19 protein-coding genes are annotated in these 20468 nt (G+C 32.9%); 12 read left to right on the top strand and 7 right to left on the bottom strand.

What is annotated here, in order from left to right; all coding sequences use genetic code 11:
• Positions 1–93: 93 nt before the first annotated feature.
• Positions 94–1593: a malate:quinone oxidoreductase gene (locus ASC72_RS01870; protein WP_056185842.1), complete on the top strand. Its 1500-nt coding sequence runs from the start codon at positions 94–96 to the stop codon at positions 1591–1593.
• A gap of 41 nt (positions 1594–1634) precedes the next feature.
• Here ASC72_RS01870 and ASC72_RS01865 read toward each other — a convergent pair whose 3' ends face one another.
• Positions 1635–3857 (bottom strand): FUSC family membrane protein, encoded by a 2223-nt coding sequence (locus ASC72_RS01865; RefSeq protein ID WP_056185839.1) that lies wholly within the window; start codon positions 3855–3857, stop codon positions 1635–1637.
• Positions 3858–4057: 200 nt separating this feature from the next.
• Between ASC72_RS01865 and def the strand changes: the two genes are divergently transcribed.
• From def to mazG, 3 genes are all read left to right on the top strand, one after another.
• Positions 4058–4648, top strand: coding sequence for a peptide deformylase (gene def / locus ASC72_RS01860; RefSeq protein WP_056185836.1), 591 nt, complete (start codon positions 4058–4060; stop codon positions 4646–4648).
• 67 nt (positions 4649–4715) lie between these two features.
• Positions 4716–5204, top strand: coding sequence for a DUF5606 domain-containing protein (locus ASC72_RS01855; protein ID WP_056185834.1), 489 nt, complete (start codon positions 4716–4718; stop codon positions 5202–5204).
• A 98-nt stretch (positions 5205–5302) separates the two neighbouring features.
• Entirely contained in the window at positions 5303–6073 is a 771-nt protein-coding gene (gene mazG / locus ASC72_RS01850) for a nucleoside triphosphate pyrophosphohydrolase (RefSeq protein WP_056185831.1), read from the top strand.
• Here the strand turns inward: mazG and ASC72_RS01845 are convergent.
• Entirely contained in the window at positions 6068–6754 is a 687-nt protein-coding gene (locus tag ASC72_RS01845) for a Crp/Fnr family transcriptional regulator (protein WP_056185826.1), read from the bottom strand. The two genes, mazG and ASC72_RS01845, sit on opposite strands and share 6 nt — an antisense overlap.
• Before the next feature lie 200 nt (positions 6755–6954).
• Here ASC72_RS01845 and ASC72_RS01840 point away from each other — a divergent pair, with 200 nt between their 5' ends.
• The 8 genes from ASC72_RS01840 to ASC72_RS01805 all read left to right on the top strand — a co-directional run bounded on the left by ASC72_RS01840 (position 6955) and on the right by ASC72_RS01805 (position 15575).
• On the top strand, positions 6955–9342 hold the full coding sequence (locus ASC72_RS01840; RefSeq protein ID WP_056185821.1) for a heavy metal translocating P-type ATPase metal-binding domain-containing protein: 2388 nt from the start codon (positions 6955–6957) through the stop codon (positions 9340–9342).
• Between the two features lie 115 nt (positions 9343–9457).
• Positions 9458–9649 (top strand): cbb3-type cytochrome oxidase assembly protein CcoS, encoded by a 192-nt coding sequence (gene ccoS / locus ASC72_RS01835; protein WP_056185817.1) that lies wholly within the window; start codon positions 9458–9460, stop codon positions 9647–9649.
• Between the two features lie 2 nt (positions 9650–9651).
• On the top strand, positions 9652–11841 hold the full coding sequence (gene ccoN / locus ASC72_RS01830) for a cytochrome-c oxidase, cbb3-type subunit I (protein ID WP_056185814.1): 2190 nt from the start codon (positions 9652–9654) through the stop codon (positions 11839–11841).
• Positions 11842–11845: 4 nt separating this feature from the next.
• Complete coding sequence (locus ASC72_RS01825; RefSeq protein WP_056185812.1) at positions 11846–12040, top strand: cytochrome c oxidase subunit IV; 195 nt, start codon at positions 11846–11848, stop codon at positions 12038–12040.
• Entirely contained in the window at positions 12041–12979 is a 939-nt protein-coding gene (locus ASC72_RS01820; protein ID WP_056185809.1) for a cbb3-type cytochrome c oxidase N-terminal domain-containing protein, read from the top strand.
• Between the two features lie 5 nt (positions 12980–12984).
• Positions 12985–14403, top strand: a complete 1419-nt coding sequence (gene ccoG / locus ASC72_RS01815) for a cytochrome c oxidase accessory protein CcoG (protein ID WP_056185806.1) — start codon at positions 12985–12987, stop codon at positions 14401–14403.
• 14 nt (positions 14404–14417) lie between these two features.
• Positions 14418–14867, top strand: a complete 450-nt coding sequence (locus tag ASC72_RS01810; protein ID WP_056185804.1) for a FixH family protein — start codon at positions 14418–14420, stop codon at positions 14865–14867.
• A gap of 6 nt (positions 14868–14873) precedes the next feature.
• Positions 14874–15575, top strand: coding sequence for a sulfite exporter TauE/SafE family protein (locus ASC72_RS01805; RefSeq protein WP_056185800.1), 702 nt, complete (start codon positions 14874–14876; stop codon positions 15573–15575).
• On the opposite strand, the gene hemN is transcribed toward ASC72_RS01805, so the two are convergent.
• The 5 genes from hemN to ASC72_RS01780 form a co-directional block, all read right to left on the bottom strand.
• Complete coding sequence (gene hemN, locus ASC72_RS01800) at positions 15572–16936, bottom strand: oxygen-independent coproporphyrinogen III oxidase (protein ID WP_056185797.1); 1365 nt, start codon at positions 16934–16936, stop codon at positions 15572–15574. The two genes, ASC72_RS01805 and hemN, sit on opposite strands and share 4 nt — an antisense overlap.
• A 125-nt stretch (positions 16937–17061) precedes the next feature.
• A complete protein-coding gene (locus tag ASC72_RS01795; RefSeq protein WP_056185794.1) occupies positions 17062–17532 on the bottom strand; it encodes a hypothetical protein in 471 nt (156 codons plus the stop codon).
• A gap of 111 nt (positions 17533–17643) precedes the next feature.
• Positions 17644–17991 (bottom strand): hypothetical protein, encoded by a 348-nt coding sequence (locus ASC72_RS01790; protein WP_056185792.1) that lies wholly within the window; start codon positions 17989–17991, stop codon positions 17644–17646.
• Positions 17992–18112: 121 nt separating this feature from the next.
• Positions 18113–18535, bottom strand: a complete 423-nt coding sequence (locus ASC72_RS01785; protein WP_056185789.1) for a DoxX family protein — start codon at positions 18533–18535, stop codon at positions 18113–18115.
• Positions 18536–18658: 123 nt separating this feature from the next.
• On the bottom strand, positions 18659–20287 hold the full coding sequence (locus tag ASC72_RS01780; protein WP_056185786.1) for an acyl-CoA carboxylase subunit beta: 1629 nt from the start codon (positions 20285–20287) through the stop codon (positions 18659–18661).
• Positions 20288–20468: the final 181 nt, after the last annotated feature.

Below are 20468 nucleotides of genomic sequence, written 5' to 3'. Positions count from 1 at the left end.
TTCTTTTTTAGAAAAACATAACTTTTATCATAGAAAATTAGTTTTTTTTTGCAATTATAAAAAGTACCTTTGCATTTTAAATTAAATACTGTTATGCCTGACGAAACAATACGTTCAAATAGTGAAGTAGTACTCATTGGAGCTGGAATTATGAGTGCCACTCTTGGAGTAATTTTGAAAGAATTGCAACCTGATATTAAAATTGAAATTTACGAAAGACTTGATGTTGCTGCAGCGGAAAGCTCAGATGCCTGGAATAATGCCGGCACAGGACACTCTGCTTTTTGTGAATTAAATTACACCCCAGAGAAGGCAGACGGAAGTATTGATCCTAAAAAAGCGATAAGTATTGCAGAATCATTCGAGGTTTCTCGTCAATTTTGGTCCTATTTAGTACAACAGAATAAAGTACCGTCTCCTGATAATTTTATTAAAAGTGTTCCTCATATGAGTTTTGTCTGGGGAGATAAAAACGTTAAATATCTTAAAAAACGTTTTGAAGCTTTGCAAAGCAATCCTATTTTTTCTCAAATGGAATTCAGTACAGATTTTGAGCAACTAAAAAAATGGATGCCACTTGTAATGGAAGGAAGAGAAGCCGGCGATAAATTAGCTGCAACTCATATGGAAATTGGTACCGATGTAAATTTCGGGGCTTTAACCAGAAGTATGTTCAATTATTTAGAAAAATTGGATGGTGTATCGTTATATTTTAATCACGAGGTAAAGAAATTAAAACAACGCGAGGACAAATCATGGCGTATTAAAATCACAGATTTAGATACTGGTAAAGTTAGAAAAGCTTATACCAAGTTTGTATTTATTGGGGCCGGTGGTGGTTCATTGCCATTATTAGAAAAAGCAAATGTACCTGAAGGAAATGGTTACGGCGGTTTTCCGGTAAGCGGACAGTGGTTAAAATGTACAAATCCGGAAGTTATAGCTAAACATGCAGCAAAAGTGTACGGAAAAGCTAGTGTTGGAGCACCTCCAATGTCTGTTCCGCACATTGATACCCGTGTAATTGATGGTGAAAAAGCATTGCTTTTTGGACCATTCGCAGGGTTTTCAACTCGTTTCTTAAAAAATGGTTCTTATCTAGATTTACCATTATCGATAAAAGCGAATAATTTGATTCCGATGTTATCAGCGGGATTTCATAATATTCCATTAACTAAATATTTAATTGAGCAGGTTCGTCAAAAACCAAAAGACAGAATGGCTGCTTTACGCGAATATTTGCCGTCAGCGCGTTCAAAAGATTGGAAATTAGAGAAAGCAGGACAACGTGTTCAGGTGATCAAAAAAGATGAAAAAGAAGGTGGGGTTTTAGAGTTTGGAACAGAAGTAATTAATACACATGACGGAACTTTAGCGGTTTTACTAGGAGCTTCTCCAGGAGCATCAACTGCTGTTTCAATTATGATTGATTTAATTGGCAGATGTTTTACAAATCAGATTAAAACACCGGAATGGGAAGCAAAAATGAAAAATATGATTCCTTCTTACGGTCAGACTTTAAACGATAAGCCAGAACTTTTAGCAGAAATGAGAAAACATACTTCTGAAGTTTTGAAATTAAAAAATAATTAAGCTTAATTTTTTTTATTATAAAAGCAACAAATCCAGATGAATTAATCTGGATTTGTTGCTTTTAGTTCTTTCGTAATTTTTAAAATCTTTTCGGCGAGATTACTCATCCAAATTAATTGCTCAATTACCATTTGAGCTTCCTGCATTTTAGCCTGACGTGTTTCTTTATCCAAGTCTTCATCTGTAGACAATTTGGTGAAATTTTTACGTTTAAGTTCTTCAAATTGCAGTGTCACATCTTCTTTATCAAAAAAAGTATCTTTTATAATAGTCTCATTCTTTAAGATCGAAATCGACTGATCTAAATTAGATAAAATGGTCTTTATGATGTAATTAAATGATTCTGATGCTGATGTTGTTTGATGCGATTGAATATAAGTTGATAAAGAAGCTAAAGCAGACAATATCGAATGATTTAGAACTACCAATTTATTGACTAATGGCAATGTTTTTTGCTTCGATTTTGGTTCCTGCATCATACGCTGGAATGAAGTCATTAAATTACCAATTTCTACAAAAGCATTTTTTCGGGCGAGCCTGTACGAAGTTGGAACTTCTCCTTTTTTATTATAATAATCAGCAATTTCTTTTAAGTAATTTCTGTTGGCCCTAATAGCGTTTTCTATATGGATTGGTGTATTTATAAATTCCCAGGCCGGCCATAAAAACTGATTGGCTAAAAATGCTAAAATGGCACCTGCTAATGAATCTAAAATTCGAAACTGAATTACCTCAACCACATTCGGAGTCAAAATTCCATAAATGAAAACAACATACATTGTTACAAAAGTCGCACTGATTTTGTAATTGATTTGTGTAAATGAGATTCCAAGAAGCATGCAAACAATAGAAAAAATGCTCAATGCAACGTGATTTTGAACAACTGATACAATTCCGAAAGCTAATAATCCTCCTAAAATAGTTCCGAAAATTCTATTATAAGATCGTTCTTTTGTAAGCCCATAGCCAGGTCGCATAATTACAACAATAGTCAGTAAAATCCAATAAACGTTTTGAAACGGAAGAATTTTTCCGATCAAAAAACCAATTAAAATAGTAATCGTTAATCGTAAGGAATGTCTAAATATGGAAGATGAAAAACTTAAGTTTTCTGTCAAAGTACGCAAAGGATAATACTGAGGTGTCAGGAATTTTTCCAGCTCTTTATCTTTGTCTTTTAGTTTATAAGACTGCATGGCAAGTGAAAAAGCACGTTGAATAATTTTGATTTTTCCAACTTGATTTTTGGCATATTTCAACATATTGGTCAACATCAAAACGCCTTCTGAAGCTTCTTCTTTTCCTAGTTTTTTTTCATAGTCAAAAATGGCAAATTCTAAGGCATCCAATTCATTTTTCAAATCATTTTTATCTACATAAACCGCAATATGATGAACGTTTTTAGAGAGTTTCTTTAAAGTTGAAGCCAGTTTATAAGCCACGTTTTGGTAGGTACGAAGCACTTCAGGATGTTTGGCAAATTTTTCATGAAGTTTGCTGTGATCAAATGATGTATACAAAGCAAGTTCCTGAATCTCCACTAAAGTAATGAAAACCAATAACATTTTTCGATTTTGCGCACTAGCTGCAGAAGTATTTTGGTTGCCAATTAGCATTTTTCTTAAATCTTCATGAATCAAATTCAATTCAACCTGAACAGCTAACTGTTTTTCAATAATGGTTTGTCGGTTTGCTTCAGGGTTCCATAAGTCACCTCTTAATTTTAGGTATTTTGCAGTTAATTTTATGCCTTCAGCGATTTGTAATTCAATATACTTATAAGGTTGTATAAAATGGAATACAAGTGATACAATCAAATATAAAATCCCTCCAATAAAAATAAAACTGGAATATTCAAAAGCTTCCCAACCTGTATGTAAATGGCCAAATGATAAGGAAATTGATAATAAGGCAGAAAACGATACCAATGTTGCACGTTGTCCGTAAACCGAAATCATAGAACATAAAAACAATAAAAATCCTAGGAAAGGATAAAACAAAAAGGGATATGGGTAAGCAAGATTAACTAATAAATTGACACCTGAAACTATAAAGGAAGCAACAATTAATCCTTTTATTTTATGACTTAACGAACTCGGAATATCACTGGGGTAGGTATAAAAAGCACCAAGGGCAATAGTAAAACCTATTTCAAAATGACCTAAAAAGTTTAAAATCAGCACAGGTACAACAGAAGCAATGGTTACTTTAGAGGCGTTTAAAAAAGAAGTACTGTTCGTGAATTTCGAGATGCGATCAAACATATAGTGAGGTTTACTAACAAAGGTAAGAATTGTACGAATTAATTTGGCATAATTATAGCTGAGATTTTAACAGACAGGCAAAAAATACGATTTAATATGTTGTTTAGAATTATTCATTGACTATTTTTTACTATTTTTGCCAGCTGAATTATGGGAATTAAATTCAGGGTTTTCAGTAGATAATACATAAATTAATACAAATGATTTTACCAATTGTAGGATATGGTGATCCTGTTTTAAGAAAAGTGGGTGAGGCAATTACGCCAGAGTATCCAAACTTAAAAGAAACAATAGCAAACATGTATGAAACCATGTACAACGCTTACGGTGTTGGACTTGCTGCACCGCAGGTAGGTATAGCAATTCGTTTGTTTGTTATTGATACGACTCCTTTTAGTGATGATGAAGATTTGCCGTCTGAAGAACAAAAAGATTTAAAAGGTTTCAAAAAAACTTTTATCAATGCTAAAATTGTTAAAGAAGAAGGTGAGGAGTGGAGTTTTAACGAAGGATGCTTAAGTATTCCTGATGTTCGTGAAGATGTTTACAGAAAACCAACGGTTACAATTGAATATTGCGAAGAAGATTTTGTAATGAAAACAGAGGTTTTTGATGGTTTGATAGCAAGAGTTATTCAACATGAATATGACCATATTGAAGGTGTTTTGTTTACCGATAAAATATCTTCTTTGAAAAAACGTTTGATTCAAAAGAAATTGAAAAATATTACTGAAGGTAAAACTTTTCAAGAGTACAGAATGAAATTTGCTGCCGCTAAAAAAGGAAGATAATTGTTCTTACGAAAATTAGAACATAATAAAATATAAAAAGAAATTCTTAATACTAATTTTAATAAACATGAATTTAGATAAAATTTTAGCCATTTCTGGGAAACCAGGTTTATATGTATTGAAAGTGCAAACTCGTACAGGTTTTGTGGCAGAATCATTAACAGACGGAAAAAAAATCACTGTAAACTTAAAAAGTAACGTAAGTTTATTATCAGAGATTTCAATTTATACATATGAAGGCGAAAAACCTTTAACAGAAGTAATGCAACGTATTGCTGTTAAAGAAAACAAAGGTCAGGCTATTTCTCATAAAGAAGATAATGCAAAACTGATAGCCTACTTCAAAGAAATTTTACCTGAATATGATGAAGAGAGAGTTTATCCTTCAGATATTAAAAAAGTATTAAACTGGTACAATACGCTTGAGGCTAAAGGTTTGGTTACTGATTTAGCTCCGGCTCCGGCAGAAACTGCTGAAGAAGTTCCAGTAGTAGCTGAAGAAAAATCAAAAAAAGCTCCTGCTGCTAAAAAAGCAAAAGCTAAAAAAGAAGAATAGTAGTTTTTACATTCAAATATAATAGTCCTGTTAAGATGTTTTCTTGACAGGATTTTTTACTTTTACATCATTCGGTTTCAACAAAAAAAACTTCAATAATGAGCAAAGAACTTCAATTAAAAGCTTTCGAAAGATTGTTAATTATCATGGATGAACTTCGTGAGCAATGTCCCTGGGATAAAAAACAAACTTTGCAAACACTTAGACATCTAACGATTGAAGAAACTTACGAATTAGGAGATGCTATCTTGGATAATGATCTAAACGAAGTAAAAAAAGAATTAGGAGATTTGCTTTTACACATTGTCTTTTATGCTAAAATAGGCTCTGAAACAAATGATTTTGATATGGCCGATGTTTGTAATGAAATCTGTGATAAACTAATTCATCGTCATCCACATATTTACAGTGATACCGTTGTTAAAGATGAAGAAGAAGTAAAACAAAACTGGGAAAAATTAAAACTGAAAGAAGGCAAAAAATCAGTTTTAGAAGGAGTTCCAAGAAGTTTGCCCGCATTGGTAAAAGCCAGCCGAATTCAGGACAAAGTAAAAGGTGTTGGTTTTGATTGGGAAGAACCGCATCAGGTTTGGGATAAAGTTCAGGAAGAACTGGAAGAATTACAAGAAGAAGTAAAATCTGGCGATCAGGATAAAATTGAAGCAGAATTTGGAGATGTTTTGTTTTCCATGATTAATTATGCCCGATTTTTAAATGTAAACCCAGAAGATGCCTTAGAACGAACCAATAAAAAATTCATTAAGCGTTTTCAGTATTTAGAAAGTAAAGCAGGCGAATTAGGAAAACCCTTAATGGATATGACATTAGCAGAAATGGATGTGTTTTGGAATGAGGCTAAAAAGCTATAATTGATCAGCAATTTTTTTTAAGGCTTTTACATCTTTAAGGATGATTTTTTTGCCAACCAATTCTATTAACCCCAATTTATTAAAATCAGATAATAAACGGATGCAGCTTTCCGTAGCAGTTCCAATCATTCCGCCTAATTCTTCTCTGGTTAGCTGTACTTTTAATGTTTGGTCCTGGTTTTCTCCAAAGAAATCATGCAGGTAAAGTAAAGTTTCGGCTAATCGTTGTTTTACCGTTTTTTGAACTAATGCAATTTTATCATTTTCAGATTCTTTCAAATCTTCACAAACGGTCTGCATCAATTTCATAGAAAATTGGTTGTTGTTATTGAAAAAACCAATAATTTCAGATTTCGGAATAAAGCAAACTTCCATGTCAGCTACTGCTTTTGCAGTTAAGTTGGCAGGCTCATTGCTAATCATTGAACGCTGTCCTAAAAGCTCTCCTGATTTGACTAATTTTACAATTTGGTCCTTTCCGTTAGCACTTAGTTTAGAAAGTTTACCAACACCGTCTTTTATGCAAAAAACACCATTTGTTACTTCGCCTTCTTCAAAAATAGCTTCACCTTTTTTTATTTTATAAGTGGTTTTGCTATTGGCTAATTTTATTACTTCTTCTTTATTTAAGGTTTGTAAAGAAGTTAGTTGTCGCACGATGCACTGGTCACATTTATTCATTACAAAAATTTTATACAAAATTAACCATTATTCATGTCTTAAAGCATAATAATTACATAAAAAGATAAGAAATAATATACGACTGTAATTTGCCTTTTTTTATTTCCTAAATTAGAATCATAATTTATTAAAACGTGATAAATATCATATTTATAGTCCTTTGCAATTTATAAACTTTGCAAAAGTTAAAAAAACAAATTATGAATGAGCAAGGTTGTTTTCATTGTGGCCTGACCATTGCTAAAAATGAAGAAATCAATTTTGATGGGAAAAATTTTTGCTGTAATGGATGTAAAACAGTTTATGAAATTTTCAGTCTTCATGATTTGACTTGTTATTATGATTTTGAAAAATCTCCAGGTGCTACTCCGCAAGACATTCAGGGTAAATATGATTTTTTAGAGAACGAAGTCATTCTCTCAAAAATATTAGAATTTCAAGAAGGAAATACAGCTATTGTTTCTTTAAATGTTCCTCACATTCACTGTAGTTCTTGTATTTGGATTCTCGAAAATCTAAACAGAATTCAAACCGGAATTAGTACTTCACAAGTTAATTTTCCTGAAAAAAAAGTCCGAATTACTTATAATTCTGATCTTGTCTCACTCAAATCTATTGTTTATCTTTTAAGTTCCATTGGTTATGAACCTTATATTAGTTTAGAAAACTACGAAACAGGTAAAAATAATGTAGACAGAAGTTTGACTTACAAACTTGGAGTGGCTTTCTTTTGTTTTGGAAATATTATGCTGTTATCGTTTCCGGAGTACTTCGAAATAAAGGAATTTTGGCTGGACAATTACAAACCGTTTTTTAGAATTTTAATATTTTTATTAGCGCTGCCAAGCTTTTTGTATTCTGCCAGTGGTTATTATATTTCCGCATATAAAAGTATCAAATCACGAATGTTGAATATTGATATTCCAATTGCTTTAGGGATTATTGTAATGTTTGTCCGAAGTACTTTTGATATTGTGATGAATTATGGTCCTGGTTTTTTTGACAGTTTAACAGGTTTGGTTTTCTTTATGCTGCTCGGAAAAATGTTCCAAATAAAAACATATAGTTTTTTAAGTTTCGAAAGAGATTTTAAATCTTATTTTCCGATTGCTGTTACTAAAATTAACACCGATACCTCCGAAGAAAGTTTGCCAATTTATGATGTTATAAAAGGTGATAGATTATTGATTAGAAATCAGGAATTAATTCCGGTTGATGGTATTTTAATTAGTGAAAAAGCTGAAATTGATTATAGTTTCGTTACCGGAGAAGCAATACCAATAACTAAAAAATCAGGGGACAAGGTATTTGCTGGTGGAAAACAAATCGGGAAAGTGATTGAAATGGAAGTAGTGCATTCTGTTTCGCAAAGTTATCTGACACAGTTATGGAGTAATGAAATTTTTCAAAAAAATGTTATTCAAAAACACAAAACGATTACAGACAAAATTAGTCGTTATTTTACACCTATATTATTATTAATTGCTTTTGCAGGATTTGGGTACTGGGTTTTTATTAACGCTAATACTGCTTTTAATGTTTTTACAGCTGTATTAATCGTTGCTTGTCCGTGTGCTTTGGCACTTACCGCTCCTTTTACTTTCGGAAATATTCTGAGAATTATGGGCAAGCAGAAAATGTATCTTAAAAATGCATTGGTCATCGAACAATTCGCAAAAGTGGATACCATAGTTTTTGATAAGACAGGAACCATAACAACAAATAAAAAGTCAAATATCGTTTATGAAGGAAAAATCATTTCTGATGAAAATTATGTACTCATAAAAAATGTATTACGCGCCTCAAACCATCCCTTAAGCCGCATGTTGTATGATTTTTTACCGAATTCAAAACGAATTAAAATTGATGATTTCGAAGAGATAACAGGAAAAGGGATTTTAGCTTCAATCGAAAATAAATCAATCCAAATTGGTTCAGCGGTATTTGTTGGAAGTCCAGATTTAGATTCTTCTGAAATAGAGAAAACGGCATTGCATATTAAAATTGACGAGGAGTATTATGGAAGATTCAATTTTCAAAATCAATATAGAGATGGCCTTGCAACGTTATTTTTATCGCTTAATAAAAATTATAATTTAAAGGTGCTTTCAGGAGATAACGATGGAGAAAGAGCTAACCTTGAAGCAATTTTACCAAAAGGCACTGAATTTATTTTTAATCAGAAGCCGGAACAGAAACTGGAGTTTATTAAAAACTTACAGCAAAATGGTCAGAATGTAATGATGGTGGGCGATGGTTTAAATGATGCCGGTGCGTTGGCACAAAGTAATGTTGGAATATCTATTTCTGAAAATGTGAATGTTTTTTCTCCCGCTTGTGACGCAATTCTTGATGCGAGTGAATTTTCCAGACTTAATTATTTTTTAAAATTGTCTCAAAAATCAATTTTTATTATCAAAATGAGTTTTGTTTTATCATTGCTTTATAATGTAGTTGGACTTTCTTTTGCAGTTACTGGCAATCTGCTTCCTTTGGTGGCAGCGATTATTATGCCTTTAAGTACAATAACTATTGTGAGTTTTGTTACGTTGATGTCTAACTATTTCAGTAATAGTAATTTAAAATGAATATAGGTAATTTGTAAACCTTTTTTTACTAAATTTAGCATAACTCCTTCACTATGATAATTATCATATTTTAAATGCCTGTAACCAAGTAATTTTGTTAACATAAATTTAAGGTATGAGTGTAATTTATCTATTAATTTCAGTTAGTATTTTCGTAGCAATCGGCTTCTTTATTGCCTTTATCATCGCTGTCAAATCCGGACAGTACGATGATGATTATACGCCTTCAGTCAGAATGCTTTTTGACGATGAAACCAAAATTACTTCTCAGAATAATAATTCACCAACCGAAGAAAAACAAGTATAATTATGGAAATGGAACAGTTTTATTACGACAACAAAATTGTAAAAAAATTCATTTATGCCACTATCCTTTTTGGAGTAGTAGGTATGTTAGTGGGGCTAACCCTGGCGGTTATGTACCTTTTTCCCAACATAACGGATGGGATTTCATGGCTGAGTTATGGACGTTTACGACCGTTACATACAAATGCTGTTATTTTTGCCTTTGTAGGTAATGCCTTTTTTGCAGGTTTGTACTACTCGCTTCAACGATTGCTGAAGGCCAGAATGTATAGTGATTTTCTGAGTAACCTGCATTTTTGGGGTTGGCAGCTCATTATAGTTGCCGCAGCAATAACATTACCATTAGGGTATACTTCTTCAAAAGAATATGCAGAGTTAGAATGGCCTATTGATATTGCGATTGCATTAATCTGGGTAGTAATGGGAATCAATATGATTGGTACAATGTTGCGAAGAAGAGAACGACATTTGTATGTGGCAATTTGGTTTTATTTAGCCACTTTCGTAACGGTTGCAGTTTTACATATTTTCAATAATATTGAATTGCCAGTTTCGGCTTTAAAAAGTTATTCAGTTTACGCAGGTGTTCAGGATGCTTTGGTGCAATGGTGGTATGGTCACAATGCTGTTGCATTTTTCCTGACAACTCCGTTTTTAGGGTTAATGTATTATTTTATTCCTAAGGTAGCAAATCGACCTATATATTCTTACAGATTATCTATTATCCACTTTTGGTCTTTAATATTTATTTACATCTGGGCTGGTCCTCACCATTTATTATATTCCGCTTTACCAAATTGGGCTCAGAATTTAGGTGTTGTATTTTCAATTATGCTTATTGCGCCATCTTGGGGAGGTATGATTAACGGACTTTTAACCTTGAGAGGTGCTTGGGATAAAGTTCGTGAAGAACCGGTTTTAAAATTCTTTGTAGTGGCAATTACAGGGTACGGAATGGCAACTTTTGAAGGACCAATGCTTTCTTTAAAAAATGTAAATGCTATCGCACATTATACAGACTGGATTATTGCGCACGTACACGTTGGAGCTTTAGCGTGGAATGGATTCATGTCTTTTGGTATTATTTACTGGTTGATTCCCCGAATGACAAAAAGTACTTTGTTCTCAAAGAAATTAGCCAATTTCCACTTCTGGATTGGAACTTTAGGAATCATTTTATATGCGGTGCCAATGTACGTAGCAGGTTTTCAACAAGCTTCTATGTGGAAACAATTTAATCCGGATGGGACTTTAACTTATGGAAACTTCCTTGAAACAGTTACGGCAATTATGCCTTTATACTGGATGAGAGCTATTGGAGGTACCTTATATCTGATTGGGATGCTGACATTGGTTTATAACATTATAATGACGGTAAGAGCAGGTGAAACTATTGAAGATGAACTGGCTCAGGCTCCAGCGTTACAAAGAATAAGCAGTAACAGACTTAATGGTGAAAAATTCCATACATGGTTAGAAAGAAAACCAATTCAGTTAACCATTCTGGCAACAGTTGCTATTTTAATTGGAGGCGTTATTCAAATAGTGCCTACAATAATAGTAAAATCTAATATTCCAACTATTTCAAGTGTAAAACCATATACACCTTTAGAATTGGAAGGACGTGATTTATATATCAGAGAGGGTTGTGTAGGTTGTCACTCACAATCAGTTCGTCCATTTAGAAGTGAGGTTGAACGTTACGGGCCACAAGCCAAGGCTGGCGAATTTGTATACGATCATCCATTTTTATGGGGATCAAAACGTACTGGTCCGGATTTACTAAGAGTTGGAGGAAAATACAATGATAATTGGCATTTTAATCACTTTTGGAATCCTCAAAGTATCTCAGCAGGTTCGATCATGCCGGGTTATAAATGGTTATTTGATAACGAAGCAATGGATGTATCATTGACCCAAAAGAAAATGCAGGCCATGGTTTCACTGGGTGTTCCGTATACAGCTGATGAAATTGCAAACGCTCAAAAAACATTGAGAACGCAGGCTTTATCAATAGAGAAGAGTTTAGAAAATGATCCTGATTTTGTAAAAAGCTACCAAGATAGTAAAAACAAGGCAGCTGCAAAAGGTGAGAAGTTTGTTCCAATGAATGAAAGAGAAATTGTTGCTCTGATTGCTTATATACAAAGACTTGGAACTGATATTAAAGTAAAAGAAACTGCTAAAAAATAAAGCTATGTTTGAACAGATAAAACATAATATGGAGAACATATCGGGTATAGAAATTTACCCGATTCTTTCTCTCCTGATTTTCTTTTTCTTTTTTGTGGGATTAGGCTTTTGGGTATTCTCCTATAAAAAAGATAAAATTCAGGAAATGAGTGAAATTCCTTTAAATGAAGGACTTGGTGTAATTTCAAAAGACAAATAAATGAAAAAATTTTTCCCAGCATATGTACGAGTACCATTGATTTTTTTTATTGGTTTTGCTTTGATGGAATATTGTATAGATTCCGGTGATAAGCCGGCTTTTATAAAGTATCCGATGGTTTCTGTTTTTTTGTTTGTATTTCTGTTTATCCTTATTGCGATCGAAATCACATTGAATGCCGTTAATCGACTGATGTATCAATTAATGACAGCTGAAGAGAGAGCAAAATTAGATTATGAAAATAGTCTAAGTTTACAAGAGAGCACCTGGTTTAAGGAGCTCATGCAGAAACTTACTAAAACACAGCCAATAGAGAAAGAAGGTGATCTGTTGCTGCATCACGATTATGACGGAATTAAAGAGTTAGATAATAATTTGCCGCCATGGTGGGTTTATTTATTTTACATTTCTATAATCTTTAGCGTCATTTATTTAGTTCGTTTTGAAATTCTTGGAGCCGATAATCAGGAAATGGAACTCAAAAAAGAAATGGCCCAGGCCAAAATAGATGTGGATGAGTACTTAAAAACCGCTCCGGATTTAATGGATGAAAAAACAGTTGTTTTGCTTACTGATAAAGAAAGTTTAGAAGCTGGTAAAGAAATTTTCACTACTAATTGTGCAGCTTGTCACAGAGCAGATGGCGGTGGACAAATTGGCCCAAACTTAACAGATGATCATTGGATTTTGGGTGGAGGAATCAAAAATATTTTCCATACTATAACCAACGGAGGACGTGATGGTAAAGGAATGGTTTCCTGGAAAACAAACGGTATGAAACCAAAAGACATTCAAAAAGTAGCCAGTTATATTTTGTCTTTACAGGGAAGCGGACCTAAAGATCCAAAAGAACCCGAAGGAGAAATTTGGGTCGATGAAAGTGTTACTAAAAAAGAGACCACAGTTAAAATAGCAGATAGTACAGCAGTTAAAAAATAAGAATCATGTCAAATTTACCAGACGAGGCTTTTAGAGATACCATTGGAACTATTGATGAAGGTGGTAATCGAAAATTTATTTTCCCTAAAAAACCATCTGGTAAGTTTTATGAGTATCGCAAAATTGTCAGTTATATTTTATTGGCAATTTTAATTGCAAATCCGTTTATAAAAATAAATGGGAACCAATTTATGATGTTCAATGTTATGGAGCGTCGTTTTAATATTTTTGGTTTCCCGTTTTGGCCTCAGGATTTCTATCTTTTTGTAATATCCATGTTGGTAGGTATTGTCTTTATCATTTTGTTTACAGTTGTTTTTGGCAGAATATTTTGTGGATGGATCTGCCCGCAGACTATTTTTCTGGAAATGGTTTTCCGTCGAATTGAATATTGGATTGATGGCGACCGTGGTGCACAGTCACGTTTAGCACGTCAGGAATGGAATGCAGAGAAAATCCGAAAAAGACTTGTCAAATGGACTGTTTTTTTTCTAATTTCTTTTGGTATTGCTAATATTTTTCTAGCCTATTTAGTTGGTAGCGATGCATTATTTTTAATGATTGAAGAAGGACCAATTAAACAATCAAGCAATTTTATAGCACTTCTGATTTTTACTAGTGTTTTCTATTTTGTTTTCGTTTGGTTTAGGGAGCAAGTTTGTATAATCGCATGCCCCTACGGTAGATTACAAGGTGTACTTTTAGATAATAAATCTATTAATGTAGCTTATGATTTTGTCCGTGGAGAAAAAGAAACAGGACGTGCTAAATTTAATAAAAAGGAAGATAGAACAATAACAGGAAAAGGAGATTGTATCGATTGCCATCAATGTGTACATGTGTGCCCAATGGGAATTGATATTAGAAACGGAACACAATTAGAATGTACCAATTGTACCGCTTGTATCGATGAGTGTGATACTATAATGGAAACAGTGGGTTTGCCTAAAGGACTTATTCGTTATGCTTCTGAAGATGAAATAGCTAAGAAGGAACCTTTTAAATTCACAGCCAGAATGAAAGGTTATACAGCTGTTTTATTCATTTTGTTAAGTGTTTTTGTTGGAATGTTATTTTTACGAACCAATGTTGAAGCTATTATTCTGCGTTTGCCAGGTCAATTATTTCAACATAAGGGAGATAAGATAAGTAATGTTTACACCTATAAAATTGTAAACAAAACAATGAAAGATTACAATGATATTCATTTTGAATTGATTAATCAGAAAGGTGAAATTAGAAATGTTGGTAAGGAACATTTTAAAATACAAAAAGAAGGAATTTCTCAGGGAACTTTATTTATAGAAATTAATGGAGTTCTCTTAGAAAGTGATAAAACAAAAGTTAAAATTGGTATTTACAATGGCAATGAATTGTTGGAAAGTACTACAACAAACTTTTTAGGTCCGCGAAGTTTTAATTAAAATAATACCACATTATGAAAATAAATTGGGGAACCGGAATAGTCATTGCTTTTGCACTATTCATGTCATTTATATTGTACTTTGTATTTGAGGTACAATCGAACAGCAAATATGATAATGATTTGGTTGTTGAGGAATATTACAAACATGACTCACATTTTCAGGAAGAAATGGCCAGGATTCAAAATGCGCACGATTTACAGCATAAACCTTCTATTACATATAACAAAGATGGTGTAAAAGTTGTCTTTCCTACTACGTTCGAAAGTAATAAAATAAAAGGAAATATTTTATTGTATCGTCCTTCTAACAAGAAGTTTGATTTTAATACTCCAATAGCATTGACCAACTCAGTTTTAGTAATTCCTAAAGACAAATTGGTTAAAGGTCGTTGGGATGTTAATATAGAATGGCAATATAACGGAACAAAGTATTTAACTAAAGAGGTTATTTACGTAAATTAATTGCATATGTTGTATTCTGCTTTTATATTAGGTCTTATAAGTAGTTTGCATTGCATCGGAATGTGCGGTCCAATTGCTATGATGTTGCCGGTAGATCATCAGAATGAGGCTAAAAAGGTTACTCAAATTATTACTTATCACATAGGGCGATTAACAGCTTATGCCACAATAGGATTAATTTTTGGATTATTAGGAAGAGGTTTTTTCCTCGCTGGACTACAACAAAAAATGTCAATTTTTATTGGTGTAGCTATGATAATAACAGTTTTGATCCCGGAGAAAATGTTTGCGAAATACAATTTTTCAAAACCTGTTTACAAAATCATTTCAAAAACTAAATCACGTTTAGGTAGCCAATTTAAAAATAGAAGTTATAAATCCCTTTTTACAATTGGATTATTAAACGGATTTTTGCCATGCGGAATGGTTTATGTTGCTTTATTTGGGGCAATCGCGACGCAGAGCGCTGGTTTTGGTGTTTTGTATATGTTATTGTTCGGATTGGGGAATATGCCATTAATGACGATCGTTGTTTATATTCACTCTTTAATAAAGCTACCCTTTCGAAATAGAATTCAAAAAGCTATCCCTTACGTTGCCATCATTATTGGAGTTCTGTTTATTCTTAGAGGCCTTGGTTTAGGAATTCCTTATGTTTCTCCTTCTAATATGAGTTTGTTTGTGCAGGGAACTCCTAATTGCCGTTAAACAGTCATCGAGAACAAATTCGTTTCCGGTGATTTTCTTTTTAGATGTAAATCAAAAGCCATACAAATATTTCGAACAAATGGTCTTCCGGCTTCTGTAATTCTAATTTTATTTTCTTCGATTACAATTAATTGATCTTTTTCGATTTCCTTTAAATCTTTTAAGACACTAGGAAGTTCTTCAAAATAGAGCATTTCATTATCCCACGATGTTTCAAATTCACAGGTTAAATTCAAAATATGTTTTCTTATGATTAAATCTTCATCAGTTAAAATATGACCTTTTACAATAGGTAATTTGTCCCATTCTAACAGTTGGTAATAATCCTCCAGGTTTTTTGTGTTTTGAGCAAAACTGTACCAGCTATCACTTATAGACGATACACCTAAACCAATCATAAGCTGTGTTTTTGAAGCACTATATCCCATGAAATTTCTATGTAATTCTTTGTTTTCTGTTGCTTTATATAAACTATCTGATTGTAAAGCAAAATGATCCATTCCAATTTCGTGGTAACCATTTTTAGAAAGTAATTGTTTTCCGGTTTCGTATAATTTTCGTTTTTCAGCATCTTTTGGGAGATTCTCTTCATTGAATCCACGTTGTCCATTTCCTTTTATCCAGGGCACGTGCGCATAGCTGTAAAAGGCTAACCGGTCTGGTTTTAATGAATTTGTTTTTTCAACTGTGTCTATTACATCATCAATTGTTTGAAAAGGTAAACCAAAAATGATATCATGACCAATAGAGGTATATCCAATTTCTTTAGCCCAAAAAGTTACTTTTGCCACATTATGAAATGGTTGAATTCTGTGAATCGCTTTTTGCACTTTTTCGGCGTAATCCTGAACGCCAAAACTTACTCGGCGAAAGCCTAAACCATATAACTTTTGAAGTTGTTCGTAAGTTGTATTATTTGGATGTCCTTCAAAACTAAATTCATATTTATCAGCTTTATTGGCAAAAGTAAAAATACCATTGATAAGATGTTCTAAGTTATTTTTTGAGAAAAATGTTGGAGTCCCGCCACCTAAATGAATTTCTTTGATAAAAGGTTTTTCAGGTAATAATCTACAATACAAACTCCATTCTTTTAGGAGTGCTTTTATATAAATTTCTTCAACTGAATGATTTTTTGTTATTCGTTTATTACAACCACAAAAAGTGCACATACTTTCGCAAAATGGCAGATGAATATATAAACTAATTCCGTTTTGAGAATTACTTTCTGAGAAGGCTTTTTGAAATGATTCGACCCATTCTTCTTGTGAAAATCCAGCTTCATTCCAGTATGGAACTGTTGGGTAACTGGTATACCTTGGACCTGGAACATTGTATTTCTGAATCAATGAGATTTTCATAAAAAAGTATTTTGGATTTATCAAAAGTACTTCTTCATACTAAGGCATAAAATGATAAATGTCATGCTTAAAACATAAAAAAAGAGACTCATTATGAGCCTCTTCCCTGAATTAAATAACTAACACTAAATAGAATCCTGAATGATTTTAAGCCATTTTTTTGCAAACATATGATCTTGGTAAGCACTAATTTGTTTGATGCGGTCATCATCAAAATCATAGAATGGAATTCTATTTTTTTTAGAAGTTGCTCTATCCTGGAATTCAAAATCAATTTTTAGAATGGTGTCTGAATTTCCATCAGTGGTCAAAATTAATTTACAGGATGAAACGGTTTTTAAATCGACAAATGCTGCTTCTTGTTGATTTGGATTGAAATTCATCAAAATGAATTTTCTATATTTTTGGTCAATGGTAAACGTTTTATTGTTTTGAGATTCAGTTAAATCAAAATCTTCCGGATGAGTTGGATTGAATTTCTTTTTAATGTTTAGAATTTTTGATTTGTTTGCAGCGCTCGTTCGTGCAGAAAAATATATTGGAATGGCTACTATGATTGCAATCACAATGCCAATAATGGTTACACTTGTTTCCATGTTTTTGAATTTGATAAATAATTATGAAATTATAAACCGTTTTTCAGAAAGAAAACGGTTCAATTGTTTATGAAGAAATAAATTCTTCGGACTAAAATTTCATTTATTTAACTACCAAAAAAAATGGAAAGGATAGAGCATTAGTAAGATTTTCTTGCTCTGAGTCGAGAATTGATTTGCAAAGTTTGAGGTTGCTTTAGCAACCTGATGTTGCGGAATAACAATTAACAAAGAATCAAACCATTTAATTATGCCAGGATGATTTGTTTTGATGTTTGCAGCAAATTGATAACTTGCCTGAGGCTGTATAAAAGCCAGGGAATCTGTATAATCTTTAGAGAAATTGGTTTCCGTCTTTTGGCTTTCATTTTTTTGCATAGCAACATCACTTTCTTGAGATGCAAAAAAGGCAAGGATCAAAAGTGATACAAAAATAACGGTTTTACGAATCCAATTCATGGTTGCGAATTTAATTCATAAAAAACAATTAAAGAAATTTAGAATGCTAATTACTTCTTAAAAGTGGTTTTATTATTTTATCCTCAACTTTTAGTGAGTTAGTTGAGGATGAAAATATATATTATTGCTGCATTTTGAAGTAATAATCAGCGGAGTGTTTGCCTCCTCCATAAAATAAAAAGAAGATACAAAGTAACAATACAATTATAGCTAAAATTAAACTTTCAGAATGCATGTGTCCCATAAAATTTACAAGTATAGCACCAAAAAGAATAGGTAATTGGGCTGCAATTGCCCAGCGGGTGAGTAGCCCAAAAACAATCATAATTCCTCCAATCATGTGGGCTGGAGCGATATAATGTAAAAGAAACATTCCGCCACCATATTGATCAATGGGAGAAATTAAATCATGCAAATATTGAGCATTAGTTACAAATGAAACTCCTTTCATAAATAAAAAAACACCCAATACAATACGTACTAAATCTACTGGTAAATAAGTGTGCGAATTTGCCCATTTATTCAAACTTTTTACATTTTCCATGATATTACGTGATTAAAAATAATATACTAAGTTACTAATTTTTAATGATATATTTATTTTTAAGTAGCTGGAAATAAGTTTTTTACTTTTTATTTAACGTATTCTAAGAATTCTATAAATGAATTAAACCTGTATAACACCTAAATTAAATGTTTTTTGGATTGGAGCATGGTTAGCAGCTTCAATTCCCATAGAAATCCAGGTACGGGTATCTAAAGGATCAATAATTGCATCTGTCCATAATCTTGAAGCAGCGTAGTAAGGTGACGTCTGTTCGTCGTAACGAGCTTTTATCTTGTTGAATAGCTCCGTTTCCTTTGCTTCATCTATGATTTCTCCTTTTGCTTTAAGTGACGACGCTTCAATTTGTGCCAATACTTTTGCAGCCTGTGTTCCGCCCATAACGGCAAGTTCCGCACTCGGCCATGCAAAAATCAATCTTGGGTCATAGGCTTTTCCGCACATCGCATAATTTCCTGCGCCATATGAGTTACCAACTATAACAGTAAATTTTGGTACAACTGAATTACTAACCGCATTTACCATTTTAGCCCCATCTTTTATGATTCCGCCATGTTCAGATTTTGACCCCACCATAAAACCGGTAACATCTTGCAAAAAGACTAAAGGAATTTTTTTTTGATTGCAATTTGCAATAAAACGTGTTGCTTTATCGGCACTATCTGAGTAAATAACGCCTCCGAATTGCATTTCGCCTTTCTTTGTTTTTACTACTTTTCTTTGATTGGCCACGATTCCAACTGCCCAGCCATCAATTCTGGCATATCCCGTAATTATGGTTTGACCATAACCATCTTTATAAGCTTCAAATTCAGAATTATCAACCAACCGATTGATGATTTCCATCATGTCGTATTGTTCGTTTCTGGCTTTTGGCAAGATTCCGTAAATATCTTTTGGTTCTAAAGCTGGTTTTTCAGCTTTGATTCTGCTATAGCCAGCTTTATCATATTCGCCTATTTTGTCGACTATGTTTTTTATTTTATCTAAAGCATCTTTGTCATCTTTTGCTTTATAATCGGTCACGCCTGAAATTTCGCAATGTGTTGTGGCTCCACCTAAAGTTTCATTATCTATAGTTTCTCCAATTGCAGCTTTGACCAAATAACTTCCCGCAAGGAAAATACTTCCGGTTTTATCTACAATCAAAGCTTCGTCGCTCATTATTGGTAAATAAGCTCCTCCTGCAACACAACTTCCCATAACAGCAGCAATTTGAGTAATTCCCATGCTGCTCATTTGCGCATTGTTTCTGAAGATTCTGCCAAAATGTTCCTTGTCCGGAAAAATTTCATCCTGAAGTGGTAAATAAACACCGGCACTGTCTACCAAATAGATAATAGGAAGTCTGTTTTCCATGGCAATTTCTTGTGCGCGAAGGTTTTTCTTTCCAGTAATAGGAAACCATGCACCTGCTTTAACAGTAGCATCATTAGCAACAACAATACATTGTTTACCTCTTATATATCCTATTTTTATCACAACTCCTCCGGAAGGACATCCACCGTGCTCGGCATACATTCCTTCACCAACAAAACCACCAATTTCTATGCTTTTAGAATTTTCATCTAATAAATAAGCAATACGTTCACGCGCCGTCATTTTGCCTTCAGCATGTAGTTTTTCAATGCGTTTTTCGCCACCGCCTAGTTTTACTTTGGCAAATTTTTGTTTTAATTCTGAAAGTAAGAGTTTATTGTGATCTTCGTTTTTATTGAAGTTTAAATCCATAAGATATTGATGTTTTTACAAAATACTGTTGGCTAATTTACAAAATCAATTGAAAATAAACATGATTCGTTATTTTATAAATTAAAACTTTTCGCATGATTGTAATAGGAGCAATCTAAAAAATCGAAATTGCTATAAGTCATTTTTTTTATCTTAATTTGTAGTTTCATACTAATTAGTA

The sequence above is a fragment of the Flavobacterium sp. Root420 genome, assembly GCF_001427905.1.
Lineage (GTDB): Bacteria > Bacteroidota > Bacteroidia > Flavobacteriales > Flavobacteriaceae > Flavobacterium.
The sequence above is the reverse complement of the archived record's forward strand: the minus strand, read 5'-3'. Positions and strand labels throughout refer to the sequence as shown.

Coding starts and splice junctions, on each gene's coding strand:
- ASC72_RS01820 (WP_056185809.1), top strand. CDS start 12,041: ATGAAAAAATTTTTCCCAGCATATGTACGAGTACCATTGATTTTTTTT.
- ccoS (WP_056185817.1), top strand. CDS start 9,458: ATGAGTGTAATTTATCTATTAATTTCAGTTAGTATTTTCGTAGCAATC.
- ASC72_RS01855 (WP_056185834.1), top strand. CDS start 4,716: ATGAATTTAGATAAAATTTTAGCCATTTCTGGGAAACCAGGTTTATAT.
- ASC72_RS01870 (WP_056185842.1), top strand. CDS start 94: ATGCCTGACGAAACAATACGTTCAAATAGTGAAGTAGTACTCATTGGA.
- mazG (WP_056185831.1), top strand. CDS start 5,303: ATGAGCAAAGAACTTCAATTAAAAGCTTTCGAAAGATTGTTAATTATC.
- ASC72_RS01845 (WP_056185826.1), bottom strand. CDS start 6,754: ATGAATAAATGTGACCAGTGCATCGTGCGACAACTAACTTCTTTACAA.
- ASC72_RS01825 (WP_056185812.1), top strand. CDS start 11,846: ATGTTTGAACAGATAAAACATAATATGGAGAACATATCGGGTATAGAA.
- ASC72_RS01795 (WP_056185794.1), bottom strand. CDS start 17,532: ATGGAAACAAGTGTAACCATTATTGGCATTGTGATTGCAATCATAGTA.
- ASC72_RS01785 (WP_056185789.1), bottom strand. CDS start 18,535: ATGGAAAATGTAAAAAGTTTGAATAAATGGGCAAATTCGCACACTTAT.
- ASC72_RS01865 (WP_056185839.1), bottom strand. CDS start 3,857: ATGTTTGATCGCATCTCGAAATTCACGAACAGTACTTCTTTTTTAAAC.
- ASC72_RS01840 (WP_056185821.1), top strand. CDS start 6,955: ATGAATGAGCAAGGTTGTTTTCATTGTGGCCTGACCATTGCTAAAAAT.
- ASC72_RS01790 (WP_056185792.1), bottom strand. CDS start 17,991: ATGAATTGGATTCGTAAAACCGTTATTTTTGTATCACTTTTGATCCTT.
- hemN (WP_056185797.1), bottom strand. CDS start 16,936: ATGAAAATCTCATTGATTCAGAAATACAATGTTCCAGGTCCAAGGTAT.
- ccoG (WP_056185806.1), top strand. CDS start 12,985: ATGTCAAATTTACCAGACGAGGCTTTTAGAGATACCATTGGAACTATT.
- def (WP_056185836.1), top strand. CDS start 4,058: ATGATTTTACCAATTGTAGGATATGGTGATCCTGTTTTAAGAAAAGTG.
- ASC72_RS01805 (WP_056185800.1), top strand. CDS start 14,874: ATGTTGTATTCTGCTTTTATATTAGGTCTTATAAGTAGTTTGCATTGC.
- ASC72_RS01810 (WP_056185804.1), top strand. CDS start 14,418: ATGAAAATAAATTGGGGAACCGGAATAGTCATTGCTTTTGCACTATTC.
- ccoN (WP_056185814.1), top strand. CDS start 9,652: ATGGAAATGGAACAGTTTTATTACGACAACAAAATTGTAAAAAAATTC.
- ASC72_RS01780 (WP_056185786.1), bottom strand. CDS start 20,287: ATGGATTTAAACTTCAATAAAAACGAAGATCACAATAAACTCTTACTT.